11 protein-coding genes are annotated in these 18,155 nt (G+C 57.7%); 5 read left to right on the top strand and 6 right to left on the bottom strand.

Annotated features, from left to right (window positions below; all coding sequences use genetic code 11):
• The first annotated feature begins 8 nt into the window (after window positions 1–8).
• On the top strand, window positions 9–971 hold the full coding sequence (locus tag Poly24_RS16675) for a type II secretion system F family protein (protein ID WP_145097799.1): 963 nt from the start codon (window positions 9–11) through the stop codon (window positions 969–971).
• Between the two features lie 22 nt (window positions 972–993).
• On the opposite strand, the gene Poly24_RS16680 is transcribed toward Poly24_RS16675, so the two are convergent.
• The 3 genes from Poly24_RS16680 to Poly24_RS16690 form a co-directional block, all read right to left on the bottom strand.
• Entirely contained in the window at window positions 994–2,001 is a 1,008-nt protein-coding gene (locus Poly24_RS16680; protein WP_197451968.1) for a fatty acid desaturase family protein, read from the bottom strand.
• 350 nt (window positions 2,002–2,351) lie between these two features.
• The gene (gene rlmKL, locus Poly24_RS16685) at window positions 2,352–4,607 is read right to left on the bottom strand and encodes a bifunctional 23S rRNA (guanine(2069)-N(7))-methyltransferase RlmK/23S rRNA (guanine(2445)-N(2))-methyltransferase RlmL (protein ID WP_145097802.1); all 2,256 of its coding nucleotides are present in this window, start codon (window positions 4,605–4,607) and stop codon (window positions 2,352–2,354) included.
• Window positions 4,608–4,820: 213 nt separating this feature from the next.
• Entirely contained in the window at window positions 4,821–6,647 is a 1,827-nt protein-coding gene (locus tag Poly24_RS16690) for a hypothetical protein (RefSeq protein WP_145097805.1), read from the bottom strand.
• Between the two features lie 835 nt (window positions 6,648–7,482).
• Between Poly24_RS16690 and Poly24_RS16695 the strand changes: the two genes are divergently transcribed.
• Window positions 7,483–9,102, top strand: coding sequence for a hybrid sensor histidine kinase/response regulator (locus Poly24_RS16695; protein WP_231753185.1), 1,620 nt, complete (start codon window positions 7,483–7,485; stop codon window positions 9,100–9,102).
• An 18-nt stretch (window positions 9,103–9,120) separates the two neighbouring features.
• Window positions 9,121–10,974: a DNA primase gene (gene dnaG, locus Poly24_RS16700; protein ID WP_145097809.1), complete on the top strand. Its 1,854-nt coding sequence runs from the start codon at window positions 9,121–9,123 to the stop codon at window positions 10,972–10,974.
• Between the two features lie 47 nt (window positions 10,975–11,021).
• Here the strand turns inward: dnaG and Poly24_RS16705 are convergent, their stop codons facing one another.
• Window positions 11,022–14,465, bottom strand: coding sequence for a PVC-type heme-binding CxxCH protein (locus tag Poly24_RS16705; protein WP_197451969.1), 3,444 nt, complete (start codon window positions 14,463–14,465; stop codon window positions 11,022–11,024).
• Between the two features lie 206 nt (window positions 14,466–14,671).
• On the opposite strand from Poly24_RS16705, the gene Poly24_RS16710 reads away from it, so the two are divergent.
• Window positions 14,672–15,778, top strand: a complete 1,107-nt coding sequence (locus Poly24_RS16710) for an alpha/beta hydrolase (RefSeq protein WP_145097816.1) — start codon at window positions 14,672–14,674, stop codon at window positions 15,776–15,778.
• Between the two features lie 134 nt (window positions 15,779–15,912).
• Here the strand turns inward: Poly24_RS16710 and Poly24_RS16715 are convergent, their stop codons facing one another.
• Window positions 15,913–16,914: an acyl-CoA desaturase gene (locus Poly24_RS16715; protein WP_145097820.1), complete on the bottom strand. Its 1,002-nt coding sequence runs from the start codon at window positions 16,912–16,914 to the stop codon at window positions 15,913–15,915.
• Window positions 16,915–17,223: 309 nt separating this feature from the next.
• Window positions 17,224–17,829, bottom strand: coding sequence for a hypothetical protein (locus Poly24_RS27115; RefSeq protein WP_197451970.1), 606 nt, complete (start codon window positions 17,827–17,829; stop codon window positions 17,224–17,226).
• Window positions 17,830–17,853: 24 nt separating this feature from the next.
• On the opposite strand from Poly24_RS27115, the gene Poly24_RS27120 reads away from it, so the two are divergent.
• A partial coding sequence (locus Poly24_RS27120) for a pentapeptide repeat-containing protein (protein WP_197451971.1) occupies window positions 17,854–18,155 on the top strand: 302 nt, incomplete at its 3' end.

Below are 18,155 nucleotides of genomic sequence, written 5' to 3' on the forward strand. Positions count from 1 at the left end.
ACTTTTCGATGTTCGCAGCCGACCTACAGACCACGGGCTTTATCGTTTTCGGGGCCATCTTCGTTGGCGTTTCCGCTGTCGCATGGTTGATCCTGGGCCGCGTGAGCGGTGGCGATGAATCCAATCGCGCCGAATCGCGATTGGACGAAATGCGACAAATCCGTCGTTCGAACGAGGCCCGCAACGATCCCGACGCGACCAAAAAGGAAGCGCTCGCATCGGTATTGAATCGCGCCGCGCCGTTGGCGAATTCGCTGCAACCCAAGGACGAGGTGAGCCAGGGGAAATTGAAGCTGCGATTGATGCAGGCGGGTTTCCGCAACCAAGGTGCATCGACGATGTTCCTGACCCTGAAGGTCTTGTCGGCGATCGTCGGCTTGGTGATCGGCGGGGGTATCGCGGTGATCGCGCAAGGTTTCAGCCAAGACGCCCTACTGAAGTTGGTCATTGCCGGCGGGATCATGTTCTTCCTGCCCGAACTGGCCCTTTCGTGGATCATCAGCTGCCGCAAACAGAACATTTTCCTCGGATTGCCCGATGCGTTGGACCTGATGGTCGTCTGCGTCGAAGCCGGTTTGGGGTTGGACCAAGCGATGCGGAAGGTTTCGACCGAAATGGGGAAAACCTACAAAGTGATCGCCGAAGAGTTTGGCGTCGCCAACGCGCAGCTTCAACTGGGGCGGCCACGGAACGAAGTCCTCAAACTGCTCGGCAACCGCAGCGATGTCGACGACCTCAAAGCGCTCGCGTCGATCCTGATCCAAGCCGATAAATTCGGCAGCAGTATCGCCCAGGCGTTGCGGGTGCAATCCGATTCGATGCGGGTCAAGCGACGTCAGATCGCCGAAGAGAAAGCGGCTAAGAGTGCGGTGAAGTTGATCTTCCCGCTGGTGATCTTCATTTTCCCTGGCATCTTCGTCGTGCTTGTCGGTCCGGCCGCCATCGCGATGATCGCCCAGGATTCGTTCTAACGGACGATCGCGTCGACGGCGATTAGATGCCGTTGAAGCCGACGAACTTTTCCTGCTCCGGACACCACAATTTCAGCCGCAAACAGGCGGCGATGTCGCCGGGGTTCAGCGTCGTGATTCCGGGCGTTTGCAATTCTGGCAACGCCGCCATCGCTTCGGGCAACCGATAGAACGGGATCCTCGCGTTCAAATGGTGAACGTGGTGGTAGCCGATGTTGCCAGTGAACCAATTCATCAAAGGGTTCATCGGGATGAAGCTGGACGATTGCAATGCCGCATCGACGTGGCTCCAATCATCGCTTGGGTAAAGCTTCGCCGAAGGATAATTGTGCTGAGCATAGAACAGGTACGCGCCCAAGCCCGACGCCACAAACAGCGGCACGATCAACCCCAGCATCATGACGTCGAAGCCAAACATTGCCAAAACGATCGCCAATGCGATGTGCAAAACGATCGAAAGCCCGCCATCGAGATGCTCGCGTGGATTCGAGATAAACGCCTGCAAGCACATCCGCCAAATGAAGACGGTGAAATAGCCCAGCACGATCGTTAACGGATGTCGCGACGCGGCGTACGAAAATCGTTCCGATGCGACAGCGTTTGCGTAAGCGTGCGTCGTCATGATCGGATAGGAACCGACGTTGTCACCAAACGTCTGTGAATTCTTGCGATGATGGACATCGTGAGAATGCTTCCAAACGCTCGTCGGGGCCAGCACCCACATCCCGTAGACGCTCATGATCCAACGCGCGATCCAAGAACCGCCAAGAATGGCACTGTGTTGGTAATCGTGATAGATGATAAACAACCGCACCGTGACCAAACCGGCAGTGATACTGGCCGGAATGCGAATCCACAGCGGCAGACTACTGACCGATGTGCCAAGCAGCACAAAGATCACGGCCAGGGACGACCACAGATGCCACCAGCTGAGCATTCGATGTTCGCTTGCAAACGCTTTGCTGGCGATCAGCAATTGCTTTGGAGTTCGCAATGCAGAGCCGTTTTCGATCGGGTCAGCGCAGGTCATTCAATTGCTAGCCGTCGTTTCAGAATAGTTGGTAAATCGAATCGAACGGAGCGATGAAAGGGGCTGATCCCATTCGCCATGCGGCTCGCAGGTATTCGTTCCACGGTTTGCGGATGCCGGAATATACCCCTTCGACCACAAACCTCACAGGGCATTTACCAAGATAGCCATGCCAAAAGCGGCAGCTCGCTCGCGATTCCCCATCTGATCGCTAGAGATTACGGGGTTTAACAGCGCTGTAGAAAGCCCCACCAGGCACCAAGGCAACCTTTCGTGAGGCAACCCGACCACAGTACCCCCAATATGGGACCCGCGTCCCCACTGCAAACAAGCGGCTTAAAGTTCGCTGATTATTTCGGTTTGACGATCCGCCAGCAGCGGTGAATCCGTCGGTTGCGGTACTCGGGCGGAACCGTTTGCGCGGAGATCTCACGGATTTCGTCTGCGTCGATCGCTTCGGGATCGAACTTTAGACGTCGGAAATTGCTGCTGAAATAGATCACTCCGCCCGGTTGCATCCGCGGCAATACGGCGTTGATCAGGTCGACGTAGCCCTGTTGGACATCCCACACATCATCGGTCCGCTTACTGTTAGAAAAGGTCGGCGGGTCGACGACGGCAAGGTCGTAGGCGGGTTGCAGCGGTTGATTGGCCAGGAAGTCGAGCGCACTTTCGCGGTGGTATTTGTGCTCCAAGCCGTCGAATCCGTTCAGCGCCATGTTCCGCCGGGCCCAATCCAAATAAGTGTTCGACCAGTCGACGGTTGTCGTCCGCGCGGCCCCGCCAGCGGCGGCGTAGACCGAAAACGATCCGGTGTAGGCGAACAGGTTCAGCATCGACTTGCCCTCAGCTTCAGCGCGAACCATCCCCCGCGTCAGACGGTGATCTAAAAACAGGCCGGTATCGACGTAATCAGAAAGATTGACGATGAATCGCAGCCCCGCCTCGGTGACCTCCGTTTCATAATGATCGCTGGCCACGTGTTCGTGCTGGCTGGAGCCCGATTGCCGCAACCGTCGCTTTAAAAAGGTTTGCCCTTTGGGAATCTCCAGCGTTTCCCCCGCCGTCTTGGCCATCAGGTCTAACCAATTGGCGTGCTGGGCCGGATCGCGATCGTGCGGCCGTTCGTATTCATTAATGTGTAAGTGATCTCCGTAGCGGTCGACAACCAACGGAATCTCGGGAATGTCCCGTTCGTACAGCCGAAAACAGGTCACCCCTTGGCGCGTCGGCAACCGGCGCAGGTGCCTGGCCCGTTTGGTCAACCGCGTGCGGAACAGCGCCGCTTGTTCGTGCGCCTTGGCGTCGAGATGCCCGAAGGCAGGAGCAATCGTTGGCTTGGGCCGCGCCGCGGGGACGCCAACCGCAGCTGGCATCGGCCCCACACTTTCCGTTGGGGGGTTCTGAATGGAGCCTTCGGTTTCCGCGGCGTCTGGAGAGTCTGCCTCCGCCGCGCGCGTTGCCGCCGCATCGCGGGGACGCTTAGGTCCGTGGAATTGATAATAGGTGCATTCGGTCCGCGCGTTATAAAGCTTCCGTCGCCGATCGGCATCGCGGCCGACAATCTGTTCAAACCGCGGGTGCGGGGTCAGCACATAATGCGACCACGTGGTCAAACGACGCAGCACCAACGGGATCGAACGGTAGAGCGCATCCTGTTCGGGATTCCGGCGGCCCCCCATTTCGTAAGGCGTATACGTGATCACGCAACCATATTGTTTGTTGCTGGAGAGGGCACCAAACGATTTGGTTTGAAAGTGGACCGATCCTTCGACGCCCGCGCGCACCGCACTTTCCCGCGCGGCCGCAAGTGATCGCCCGTCGACATCGGTGCCGATGATACGGCCTTCCAAGTCGGGCAATTGCAACTGCATCGCTTCTTCGATCGCGTTCTCCCACATCGCTGGCGACAGTGTGGGCCATTGTTGGGCGGAAAAGCTGCGTCCCAGCCCTGGAGCGATGCGACGGCCGATCATTGCCGCTTCGATCACGATCGTCCCACTGCCACAAAACGGATCGACCATCGGGCGGTCGCGGTTCCAGAAACTCAATTGCACCAACGCGGCGGCAAGCGTCTCTTTGACCAGCACCAGCGCGGGTCGATCGCAATAGTGACGTTTGTGCAGTCCGGGACCGGTTGTATCGATTGTTAACGTCGCGACATCCTTGATCAACGAAGCTTCGATCTTGTACTGGGCCCCCGATTCGTCCAGCACTTCGGTCCCGAATTCCCGTTGCATCCCCAACACGGCGGCTTTCTTCACCGTCCGTTGGATCGCGGGGACACTTTCAAGCTGCGAATCGTGCGACTTTGCGGAGACCGGAAAACAGGCGTCCTGCGGCAGCCATTGGCTCCAGGAGAGATCGCGCGTTTGATCGAACAAGGCGTCAAAATCGGCAGCTTCGAACGTCGCCAATCGGATCAAGACGCGGTCGGCCGAACGCAACCAGAGATTGGCACGGCAGATCGCTTCGGGAGGCGCCGAAAACAGGATCCGCCCTGGGCTGATCACTTTGCCAACATAACCGAGGTCCGACAACTCGCGGCGGACCACGGCTTCGAGACCAAAGGCACACGTGGCAATGAGATCGATCGAATCAGACATGAACAATGGAACTTAGCAACAAAGGGCGGAAAGGGATCGTGCAACCGCAGGCTGCGGGGCGTTCACATTATCGCACAATCGCGACGCCGCGAAGGGCTGAGATGGCGGCCGGCGGAGAGTTTGCCGGTTAGACCGGCCATAAAAAAACCCCAGGGTATCCGAAGACACCCTGGGGCACACTTTCATCTTGCAAGATGCGTGGAGGTCTTAAAATTAGCCACCACAGCTGCTGCAGCCGCTCGAAGCGACTGGTGCAGCCGAACCGCAGCTGCTGCATCCGCTAGGAGCAGCCGAGCCACAGCTTGGAGCTGGAACTTGGACCTGAACTTCGCGTTGAACCTGAACAGGAACGCAAACGGTGTAAGTTTCTGGCACTTGCTCAGTTACTTGACGGTTTACGGTGTAGGTGACTTCGCGAGTCTTGGTTTGAGGAACGCTTACAGTGTAAGGAACTTCGCGGGTTTGAGTTTCGCAACGAGTCTTGTTGACGGTGCGAGTGCGTTCTTCGGTGCTGTAGCTGGTGACTTGAACTTCGCGGGTGCGAGTTTCAGGAACACACTTAGCAACCTGAACGGTGCGGGTGCGAGTTTCAACGCGGCACTTGGTTACAGGAACGCTCTTGGTGCGAGTCTCTTGACGGCACAGTTGAACGGTGTAGTCCTGAGTACGCGATTCAGTGCGGTACTTGGTTACAGGAACGCTCTTGGTGCGAGTCTCTTGACGGCACAATTGAACGGTGTAGTCCTGAGTACGAGTTTCTTGACGGCACTTGGTGACCTTGCTCGTGCGTTGACGAGTTTCGGTGCGGCACTTCTGAACGCTGACCATACGGGTCTTGGTTTCAGTGGTGTACTTGGTCACAGGCACTTCGCGAGTCTTGGTCTCGGTGGTGCAAGTTTGAACCGTGTAGGTGTAAGGAACTTCTTCTTGCTGAGTCGTGTAGGTGGTTACAGGAACTTGTTCGCAAACAACGTTAGGAACCCAAACCTTCTTCATGACAGTGCGAGTTGCACATCCGCCACAGCTGCTTCCGCAGCTATCGCCACACGATCCGCAACCGCCACAGCTGCTGCCGCAAGGGCTTCCACAGCTGCTGCCGCACGATCCGCTGCTAGCAACTTCTTGAGCAACACATTGGTAGCTGCCCATGTCTTTGCTGACGGTCTTGTAAGTGGTCACTGGAACTTGCTTGCACACGGTGCGTGTTGCAGTGCGAGTTTCAGTTTGAGGAACCTGAACGGTGTAGGTTTGGGTAACCATTTCGGTTACAGGAACCTGAACGGTGTAGGTTTGTTCAACTTGTTCGGTGTAAGGAACTTGAACGGTGTAGTCGCTGACAACGTCTTCGGTGTAAGGAACGTTGACAGTGTACGTGCGTTGACGTGTTTCGGTGTAAGGCACGTTGACGGTGTAGGTTTGTTCAACGTTTTCGGTGTAAGGAACCGAGACGTTGTAGGTGCGTTGACGTGTTTCGGTGTAAGGCACGTTAACGGTGTAGGTTTGTTCAACGTTCTCGGTGTAAGGAACTTGAACTTGGTACGATTGCTCAACCGCTTCCAGCTTTTGAACCATTACGGTGTACGATTGTGTTTGAGTCGAAACGACTGGAACACGTACGGTGTAGGTTTGCTCTTCGGTGTAAGGAACGCTGACCTGGTACGACTCGGTGCGAGTGCGTTGCTCAGGAACCATGACGGTGTAGGTTTCTGTGCGGGTCTTGGTTTCAGGAACGCAACGAACGACGTTACGCATACGCGTACGAGTTTCTTGTTGCATGACGGTCGAAGTGACCATGCGGGTTTCAGTGACCATCGCAGGGGCACATCCGCCACCACAAGATGCCGAGCCACCGCAGCTCGAAGTGCCACAAGAAGGAGCAGCTGCTTCGCAACCGCAAGCGCTAGCCGAATCACACGACGAGCAGCTCGTTTCACAACAAGACTTCTTACATCCAAGAAGTCCGCAACCAGCTTGAGCTTGTGTCGCAAACGTCAACGTAGCGACAAGGCCTAGGGCCGCAACCAAAGTTTTAACATTCATGTAGGTTAACCTCCACATGTTCCAAAAAAAGTGTTTTCGCCCTTCGGCAAACCATGTTCGTTGCATCCTGCCAGGCTTGACTATGTTGCCCCGACAGTGCGTTCCGAAGAATCTACACTGAGGTAGGGGGAAGTCAACATGCGAGGGGAGGGAAAGTAAGAGAATGTCCGTTTTACGAAAGAACTCACGGCGAGCGTAAAAACCATTTTTTTCCGCACGATTATAATTTTTTTTTCTTAGAATTCATTCTCTGGCCAGATTTTACTCCCCTTCCCTCCATCCCATGCTTGACTTACCCTCCACACCGAGGCATGCCTACCCTTTGCCTTGCGGTTTTGCGGACTAGGTCGACGACAATCCCCAAACAGCCCCTCACGACCAGGATAAGGGTGTGGTCCGGAAACTCTAGCGGCTAGCAACATGCCACTACGGTGGCCCTAAGACCCTGCGCAACGCCGCAAGTCGGGGTCGCCCCCCTGAAATCGATCCGTGCCGTAGCAACTGCGGTGCCAAGTGTCGCTTCTCGACCGATTGCACGAAGGAGCGATAAGACTCCTTTAGCAGGAGTGATCCGAGCTGTGGCGAGCCGCCAAGCAACGCGCGGACAAAGGGCGTGCGACTGTTTCAGGCAGTTTTCGCGTTCTATCCGAAACGATGACTACCATTGCCAACTTCGGAATTTCTGTCCTATATTGAAACTGGCGGAAGAGGACTGGGTCACATCAAATTGTCGTCAGCGGCGGGAGATGAGTGGTTGACCAACACATCGCGCATTTTACGAATTGGTGGAGACCGAACGTCTCCGCTTGCGAACTTGACTAGCGAGCACGCAGACGTGGTCACGGTCGCTTCGGCGAACGAAGCCCTCGCGGCGCTCAGCAAAGAAGACTTCGACGGCGTCTTCATTCCATTGTCGTCGTCGGGCGCTCGGGATGAATTAATCCAATTGCAGCATGGCGGAGCGATGTTGCGCGATATGCCCGATGGCATCGCGATGCTGACTGAAAACCACGAAATTTTGTGGGCCAATCGACGCCTACACGAATGGTCGGGAAAAGAATCCCTCGTCGGAATCCAGTTTTACGAGGCGTTAGATCACCCCGAAATCATGGGCCCCGATTTCTGTCCCTTCCATACCGCCCTGGCCACCGGATGCCCGATCAACACCACGCTGCACACCGCTAGCAATAACTACTACCAGGTCCACGCAGCACCTCTTCGCGGTTCGACCAACGGCCGCAATTTGATCGTCACGGTCAGCGATGTGACCGAAGAGATCCTGCAGCAGCAAAAGCTAGCGGCAATCCACAGTGCCGGACGCGAACTTGCCGATATCCGCCCCGACGAAATCTTCTTGATGGATATCAGCCAGCGGATCGATCTGCTGAAACAAAACATCCACCATTACCTGCACGACCTGTTGAACTTCGATGTCGTTGAAGTCCGTCTGCTGGAACAATCGACGGGCGAACTGCAACCGTTGTTCAGCGTCGGTATCGATCAAGCGGCGGCGGACCGCAAATTGCAAGCCGCCCCCAACGGCAACGGCGTGACGGGTTACGTTGCGGCGACCGCCGAAAGCTATCTTTGCGAAGACGTTTCGGTCGACCCGCTGTACATCCAAGGCGTTCAAGGTGCCCGCAGTTCGTTGACCGCTCCGTTGATGCTGCACGACCAAGTCCTTGGCACGATCAATATCGAAAGCCCTGAGGTTCGGGCGTTCTCCGAAAGCGACGTCCAGTTCCTCGAGATCTTTGCCCGCGATGTCGCCCAAGCGCTCAACACGCTCGAATTGCTGATGGCTCAAAAAGCCAACACCGCACAACAGAGCTGCGAAGCGATTCACAGCGCCGTTGCTCTCCCGGTCGATCAAATCCTTAACGATGCGGTCAACGTGCTGGAACAGTACATCGGGCACGAATCGGACCTGGCCGAACGCGTCCGCCGAATCTTGAAGAATGCGCGGGATATCAAACAAACGATCCAACAGATTGGCGAACGCTTGACACCGGTCGAAGCTGTCCCGGCGTCGGCTAAGAAGCCGCAATACCCCAACCTGATGGACAAGCGGATCCTGGTTGTCGATGCAGACACGCAGGTGCTGGACGACGCCCATACCTTGCTGGAACGTTACGGCTGCGTCGTGGAAACCGCCCAGACGGGCGACGAAGCGGTTCGCATGGTTCGCTGCAGCCAAGGTGTGGTCAGCTACGACGCAATCATCAGCGACATCCGACTGCCCGACTACTCCGGCTACCAGCTGATGCTCCGGCTGAAAAACCAAATGGATTATGTGCCGATGATCCTGATGACGGGTTTCGGTTACGATCCGGGGCATTCGATCGTGAAAGCGCGACAAGATGGGCTGCACCCCAAAGCGATCCTTTTCAAACCGTTTCGGTTGGACCAATTAATCGATGTCCTCGAGACGATTCTCTTAGCCGCGGCGGCTTGACCTTCTTAGGTGTGATCGATGTCCCTGCCGGCTGATTTTGACGTCCGCGAACGCGTGCGCGAAGCGAACGATATCGTCGATGTCGTGGGCGCATCGCTTGAACTGCGCCGCCAGGGCAGCAGTTTTGTCGCGCGTTGCCCTTGGCACGACGATAAGAAGCCGAGCCTGTCGGTCAATCCGGTCCGCCAATCGTGGAAGTGCTGGCCCTGCGATATCGGCGGTGATGTCTTTAGCTTTGTAATGCGGCGCGATGGCGTCAGCTTCCCCGAAGCGCTCAAGATCCTCGCCGACCGCGCCGGCATCGAGATCCAACGCGGTTCCGCTCCTGCTGAAAAAGGATCGGTCGACGACAAGGCAACCTTACTGTCGGCGCTGAAGTGGGCCGAAGAACGGTTCTTCAACTACCTGGCCAAATCGCCGGCAGCCGCGGTCGTCCGGGACTACCTGCAAGAACGGGGCATCGACGAAGAGAATCGCATTCGCTTTCGCATCGGCTTCGCTCCCGACCAGTGGGACTGGTTGTTAGGCGCTGCGTTGGACGCCGGCTTCAGTCCGCAAATCCTGCAGGCCGCCGGCCTTGCCCTCGCGCGGAACTCAGGCAGTGGCCACTACGATTTTTTCCGTGGCCGATTGATGTTTCCGATCTACGACCTGCAAGATCGCCCGATCGCGTTTGGTGGACGCCACGTGCCGATGATCGGCGATCAATCGGGCGGCAAATACGTGAACACTTCCGAGACGAAGCTGTTCTCGAAGAGCCAACATCTGTACGCCCTGAACATGGCCCGCCAAGCGATGCAGCGGCAACGCCAGGCGCTGGTCATGGAGGGTTACACCGACGTGATCGCCGCCCGACAGCACGGCATCGAAACGGCAGTCGCTTGCCTGGGCGTGGCCGTGGGCGACAGCCATGTGCGGCTGCTGAAGCGATTTGTCGACCAAATCGTGCTGGTCCTCGACGGCGACGCCGCCGGGCAGCGTCGCGCCGACGAAGTGCTAGAACTTTTTGTGTCGGCCGACGTCGACATGCGTGTTCTGACACTGCCCCAGGGGCAAGATCCCGCCGACTTCCTGAACACCCACGGTGCCGATGCGTTCCGTGAATTGATCGCCCAAGCCCCCGATGCGATCGAACACAAACTGAATCGTTCAACCGCCGGAATCGACTTAGTCCGGGACACCCACGCCGCGTCGGCAGCCCTCGATTCGATGCTCCGGCTGGTCGCCAAATCGCCTCAAAACGCGAACAACTTGCGGATCGAACAAACCGTAATGCGACTCAGCCGAACGTTTGGGCTGCCCGCCGACACGCTGAAGAATCGGATCACCGAACACCGTAACGATCCGCGTCAGAACCGTGAATTCAAACGGCAACCGGAACCGACCACCGCGCCCCCACCCCAGGTCCGCCACCAACCGATCACCGGCATCGATCGCGAGCTGTTTGAATTGATGATCGAACGGGCCGACCTGGTTCCCCAGGCGCTTGAATCGGTCGAACCGCGATGGCTGGCGACCGACACCGCCCGAGCCCTGATGACGATCTATGAAGACCTGGAACTGGGCGGCCACGAACTGGATGTCCAGAACGTGCTACTGGCGGTCGAGGACGCGCACCTGAAGAGCGTGCTTGTCAATTTCCAACAATCGGTCGACGACAAAGCAGCAACCGTCAACGGACCGCCCGAAGTTCGGATGCAAGCGGTGATCGATCGCTTCCGTGGCACCGAGCTGGAGGAGCAGCGACGCCGCACGCTGCGGGATTTGGAATCGAGCCAACTGGACGACGACGAAGAGATGGAGCTGCTGAAGCAGATGTTCGCTCAAGAGCGAACGCGCCAGGGACTGTTGGCCCCACCCCCTTCCGAATAACGCGAGGCCGCGTCGACTGCGGCCCCACGCTTCATCGTTGCGATCGTTTAGAAGTGATCGAGGATCGCAACGGGAGTCTCCGAATCGATCTCCACGGCGAATGGTTCGACGATCTTTCCGCGTTGGATCGCTAGCGTGACGCGGTGCTTCCCCTTGGCCAATTTCAAATCGCCAGCGTTCCAGGTTGGCGTTGGCTTGCCATCGACCCACATCTTGATCGCGTCGGATTCGGGCAAACGAATCCGGATCGGTTTGTCATCAAACGATTCAAAATCGAATCGCATGAATGCGGTTGGAATCGAATTCGCATGCTGTTTGAAATCGGCCAGCTCTGCAAGCTGAAGGCTCCCATCGACAAACGTGGTCGTGTTCTCCCAGACTAAAACGGGATTGTCGGTCGTCACCGAATCGATGCTCGTGCGATTCAGCAGACGGTTCGCTTCGGGCGAGAAGACCAGCTTCTGCCACGAGCGCACGATCGGATCGGTCGAAAGGGTCATCGCAGGGGTGCGGCCCAGTTCCGACAGAAAGCGCACCAGATCGACCAGTTCATCGCGAGTCAGCGAATCGACAAGCCCGGCGGCCATCAACGAACGCCCTTCGCCAACTTGATCGATCGTCTCCTGAGGAATCGTCTTTTTGCTACCGTCGGCCAAACGCAACGTCAACGATTGATTGGTCTCCGAATCGCGGATGCCTTGCACGATGGAACCATCGTCGGTCAACACGACCACCGAATGAAAGTTCTCTTTCACTTTGGCATTGGGATCGATCAGCGATTCGATCAGATAATCGATCTGCGCGCTCCCTCCCAAACTAACAAAGTTCGGACCGACACGGCCACCGGCCGGCCCGATCGCATGGCAGGCGATGCATTGCAGCTCGCTGCGGCGGAAGATCGCTTCCCCCTTCACGGGATCACCGGAATCTCGAACCGCTGCGGTCAGTTGCTCCGTTTGTTCGGCGGACATTTTCCAGCTGGCGTCGTCCAATTTTCCTGCTTCGCGAATCGCAGCTTCCAACGCGGCATGGCTTCCAGCCGACCGCACCTCACGCAGCGCCCCGCGGGCCGCGTCGGCGGGCAAGGTCACGCCAGCAAGCGCCTCGACCAACAAGTCACTACCGCCCTTACGACGCAACACGCCACGAAGCGATTGCTCGCCCCAAGGTGACTGATCACGGGAGGCTAACAATCCCCATGCCTCGCGAGCCGCCAGCCGGGGCCGCGCTCCGACCAAGGATTCGATTGCGGCAATCCGCCACTCAGGACTCGCGTTGGTGTCGCGCGCGACCGCAGCCAACGGCTGCAATGACGCGTCGGTCGCCAATTGCCCCAGAGTCGCCAAGGCGATCATCGGCAGCGAACCGCGCTGCTTCGCTCGGTCGATCACGGCCAACACAATCGGCTGCAGATCGGCGGCTTTCCACCGCCCGATCGCCTTCAACGTCGCCTGCTCGGTGGGCGAATCGAATTCCAAATCCGTTGTCTCGGCGTAGGACTTCAGCAGCTCCACCCCCTTGGACGGCATCACATTGCGGGTTTCCTTCTGGCGGACCACGGCTTCGATTAGAGAGGCGCGGGCTGGATCCGAAAACGCACTCTCAGAACTTAGCACCAGCTGCAGGACCTCATTTAACGATTCCGCATCGGCAGCATCGGCCAGTGCGCTGAGCAGCGCCGCCGCATCGGCCGGTCCAATCTCCCCCTGGCGAATCAACGCGACCACCGGTGCGACCACAGCCGGCGAGGCCGCCGCACGAATCGCAAACTCCAATCGCGCGGTCTTGTTTTGCGTATCGAAGCTGCCGGCGGCAAGCGCTTCGATCCATTGCGACTGAGTCCGCTTCAGCGTGTTCCAAAGTGCAAAATCGAGGTTCTCGTCGAGTTCCTGATCCAGTGCTCGCAAGGCGATCGCGGCAGCTTCCCCCGTTCCCACGTCGCCTAGCGCCGTGACCGCTTCCAAACGGACCTGCGGATTCGCATCGGCAACGGCGATGGTCAGCAAAGCCAACGCATCGTCGATCGTGTCGCGACGCAACCCGATATAGCGGACCGCGGCGGCGCGGAAATGTTCGTTCTCGCAAGCAGCCAACGTTTTCAAAAGCTGCGCGTCGGGTCGGTCCAGGCATTCGCGAACCCACATCGCCTCGAACTGACGATTTAATAGCGCCGCCCCCTGGGCTTCTCCGACCCAACCGGTCAATGCCGCAAGCACGTCGTCCGCGTTTCGTTCTTTAAATTCTTGCCGCGCGAATTGCCGCAGCCACAACGCGGGACTCTCCAACAAATGCAACAACGCCACGTCGGAGAGCGCTCCCGTGGGAGTCGGCTTCATCAACGGCGAATCGTTGAATGTCAAACGCCAAATCCGACCATGGCCACGATCGCGTCGTTCGTCGCGGAAATCGACTTCGCCATGCTGGATGATCGGGTTGTACCAATCGGCGATATAGATCGCACCATCGGGCCCCATCCGGGCGTCGATCGGACGAAAAGCGACGTGCTGACTGACGATCAATTCCGGCTGCTGCCGCGAATTATAACCGCTTCCCTGCGGGCGAACGGTGAACCGGCAAACGCGATGGCCGCGGAAGTCGTTGGTGACCAGATCGCCTTGCCAATCGGCGGGAATATGCGTCCCCGAAAGGACTTCCAAACCGCAATGCTTGGGGCTGCCGGGGTTCAACCCTCGCAGATGCCGCGACGCACCCGGGCTGGTCATGAAAACCGATCCCGGAAAGACGTAATTGATTCCTTCCACCCCAGCGCCGTCGGTGGCGAACGATTGGCCATACGCATCGAAGATGTGCCCCCAGGGATTGACCAGTCCCTTGCACATCACCTCCAGCGATTGCGTTTCGGTCCGGTAACGCCAGATCCCGCCGCCGTTGAGATGCCGGGTGCCGTAAGGCGTCTCGACATGGCTGTGGATGTAGATCGATTGGTTCATGTACAGGCAACCATCGGGGCCCCAACGCAGCGTGTGCAACAGATGGTGCGTATCTTCGGTGCCAAATCCACTCAACACGACCCGCCGCTGATCAGCGCGTCCGTCGCCATCGCTGTCGCTCAGATGGATCAATTCGGTGCTGTTGGCCACGTAGACGCCTCCGTCCCCCGGCAACACCCCGGTCGGAATCAATAGATTATCGGCAAACACCTGGCTGTGATCGGCAACGCCATCGCCGGTGGTGTCTTGCAGAACGATGATCTTGTCGGTCGCGGCGGCCCCCGGAACGATCTGCGGATAGACTTCACTGCTGGCAACCCACAGCCGACCCTGGCTGTCAAAGTTCATCTGGATCGGCTTTTTGATCATCGGGTCCGACGCAAACAGATTGATCTCGATCCGAGGATCCAGACGCATCGCCTCCATTTCGGCTTGCGGGTCGGGGGCGGGGATGTTGGTCAGGTCGCGTTGCGCGGAGACGTTCACAGTCGTCAGCGCCACGAAAATGCAGCAAATGAAGGTGCGTAGGTTGCGGATCACGGAAAGTTTTCCTGTCAACGATGGTGGAAGGTTGGGGTTGGGGGGATTGTGTGAGAGCCGATTATAGGTCAAGCCACGAAGTTTTGTTGCGAAGTCACCCTTGGTTTGACCCAGCATCGCTGGGCGCTTAGCATTAGAAAGGATCTGAAAAGGTCAAAGGAAACTTATCGAAAACTCCAGGATGCGATTTAAGGCTGGAACTTCTCATGAAACAACGCCCCCAAGCCATCACCCTCACCAGCGACGCTCAGCAACGCGCGACCATCGGATTACGGTTGTTTTTGATCATATGTTCCGTCGCTTCGATGTCGGTGATTGCGTTCGGCCAAGGCCCCGCCTTTGACCCACTGGCTCCCGGCAACCCCAAACCCGCTCCCACACGTCCCCAACCAGGCGTTGCACGTCCACCGCAACCTGCGCCTGCGGCGCGCCCGGTTACCCCGGCCCCCCCGAAGACAACGCGTCCCACCAATGCGCCTAAGAAAAAGATCCCCGAGGAATTGAAACCTCGCTTGGAAAAAATCACGACCAAAGACGGCGTGCCGTTGCAGATCGGATACTTCCCTTCGGACCGAGGCAAAAAAGCAGCGACCGTTCTGTTGGTTCACGAATGGTCAGGCCAAACCAGCCCATACGTTTCGTTGGCCTTCAAACTGCAATCGCAAGGTTGCGCGGTCGCGCTGCTGGACATCCGTGGCCATGGTCGCAGTCGCGTGATCGGTGCCGACGGGAAACCGATGGAAGTTGAGCGGGCCACGAAGCGCGACATGGAAGCCGTTGTCGCGTTGGATATGGAGGCCGCCAAGAAATTCCTTCGCAGCGAAAATGACGCGGAAAAATTGAACCTCAACGCCCTGACAGTGATCGGCATCGAAGAAGGCTCGATCCTGGCGATGAATTGGGCCATGATGGACTGGAACTGGCCATCGATCGGCACCAAGAAACAGGGCCAGGATGTGAAGGCGCTGGTGCTCGTTTCGCCGATCAAATCGGTCAATGGCGTCAGTGGCGATTTGGCGACGCGGCACCCTGCGATCAGCCGTCTGCCCATTATGATCGTTTCGGGAAGCGGGATCAGCGAAAATTCCGAAGCGAATCGCTTGGCCAAGCTTTTTGAACGCGCTCGGGTGTCGGGCAAGTTCGACAACACGCAACCGCTGCCACTCAAAGCGATGCGGGTACGGGCAAATCTTTCAGGTGTCGATCTCGTACTACGTGGCCCCGAAGTGATCGACAGCATCGCCAGCTTTGTCGAACAATCGGTCGTTGCCAACATGGATCTCTTTCCATGGGTCCAACGCAACGATGACTGAGAGGGCTTAGCGGTGCCCGCCAAGGGCAGGCGTTGATCTTGAGAAGGGATGCGTTGTTGAGCCGCTAAGCGAGCGGGGCCTTCGCCACAACGCTCGCGATCCAAAGTTTCCGCGGCAACCTCTTGCCGCCCATATTACCAATCGGCCGGTTCGGCCGTCTTGCCGGGGCGTACGACATCGGTCGCTAAACCGAGCATCTCCATGCCACGGATCACCCACCACGCCATGTCGAATTCCCACCAGCGATGACCATGCATCGCCGCTCGCGGGCTGGCATGGTGGTTGTTGTGCCAACCTTCGCCGTGGGTGAGCAATGCGATCAGCCAGTGGTTGCGGCTGTCGTCGCGGGTTTCGTAATTGCGGTATCCAATCACATGGGTCAGCGAATTGACCGCCCACGTTCCGTGAAGAACGATCACCACGCGGACCAAGACTCCCCAGAACAACCAGCTGAGTCCCAGTTGAACCGCTCCGTCGAACGTGCCCGACATGAAATAGCCGACCGCCGAACCGATCAGATAATACAACAGCGCGTGCGAGGCGAAGATCCCAAACCAACGCCAACGGGCTTCCAATTTCAGGTAGAACGGATCGCGCAACAGATCGCGGACATAGCGTTCGAAATGGCTAGTCGTATCGTGGTCGCGGTTGCGGTAGACGACCCAACCGACGTGCGACCACCAAAAACCAGCTTTGGGAGTATGCGGATCGGGCTGATGATCGCTGTGTTGATGGTGCATGCGGTGGATCGCGACCCAACGCGCGGGACTGTCCTGCAAATTGCAGATTCCCAGCACGGCCAGGCTGTGTTCTAGCCATAGCGGACATTTAAAGCCGCGGTGGGTCAGCAAGCGGTGGTAGCAGACATTGATTCCCACCATTCCATAGAAGAAGTGGCCGGCAATCGCCAACGCTAAGCCTGACCACGAGAACAGGTATCCGGCCAGCGGCGGGACGATCGCCGCCAGGGCTCCCAAATGGACCAACCCCAGCACCAACGCGTACGTTTTTTGCAGCTCGGGCGGCTTGGCGGTCTCAGGAATATCCACCCGCGGCGGGCGAACCGGTGGGCCGGGATTTGATTCAGGCGAATCGTCGGATACCTGATCGGTGGATTCGATCGCTTCGGTAGACATGATTTAAATAGGGGATTCCAGGGAAAAACGGTGGGCCATCTCGGACCGCCCGTTCGGTCGCGGGTCTCAGGTCTCGGTCAGCCGGTGCTACTGGCATCCTAATACGATCCGGCATTTTCCGGTATGCCGAAAATCCAGTCGCCCCAGATTTGCTAACCATCACATTTTCGCCAAGCTTTGCCCGCCAGGCAACCCAAACGGACAAATTGCCCCACGGGAGACCGCTTTCACCAACAATTCAGGGGAGTGCAACGTTGCGTTGCACTCCCCTCATGTCATTCATCAAAAAATCGCGTCGCCACCGATTTTTTATCGCACGATGCTGTCGGCACCCGGCTCGGCGGCAACTTGAATCGTGGCGGCTTGCGCTGGCGGTGCAACGATTGATTCAGCGATCGGTTCGACATCCAGGCTGCGAACGGGGCAATCGGAGTCGACAGGGGTGCATTCGGAGACGGGGCCGGGTTCGACCTGAGTCGCCGCGTTGTCGATCGCAGCGGTGTTGGCAGCGACCTCCGAATGGCTCAATCCGGCCAATGCTTCGCTGGCTTGCAGCAGGACTTCGGCGATCCGAGCTCCCAATTGGCTTGGATTCACAGCCCATTGAAGTTCTGGGTGCGATCCGGCCAGGAAGGACAGTTGCCATTGCAGCTCATCTTGCAGGCAAGGATCGGGGACGGCGATCAGATTGGTTTCGGCAACCTCCGGTTCGGCAACCGCGATCTCCTGATTTTCTGCCGCTTCCTCGCCTTCGACCAATGCGATCGATTCGATCACCGCTTCGATTGCCGCGTCTTCCATCGCAAATTCGTCGGCCAGCAGATCGGCATCAGCAACCTCTTCCACGGCAACGTCATCCGCGTCGGCTTCGCTATCAACGGATTCGGCAGTGTCGACGTCGGCAGCGTCGGTCATATCCGCGGCAACTTCAGCGACCGATTGGGCTTCAACATCGAACCCGTAGTAGTCGTCGTAGTAATTGCTGTCAAAACGAAAACCGTAGTCTTTGACTTCAGCGACTGCTACTTCAGCGACTGCTACTTCAGCGACTGCTACTTCAGCGACTGCTACTTCAGCGACTGCTACTTCAGCGACTGCTACTTCAGCGACTGCTACTTCAGCGACTGCTACTTCAGCGACTGCTACTTCATCGACTGCTACTTCATCGACTGCTACTTCATCGACTGCTACTTCATCGACTGCTACTTCATCGACTGCTACTTCAGCGACTGCTACTTCAG

This window comes from Rosistilla carotiformis, assembly GCF_007753095.1.
Lineage (GTDB): Bacteria > Planctomycetota > Planctomycetia > Pirellulales > Pirellulaceae > Rosistilla > Rosistilla carotiformis.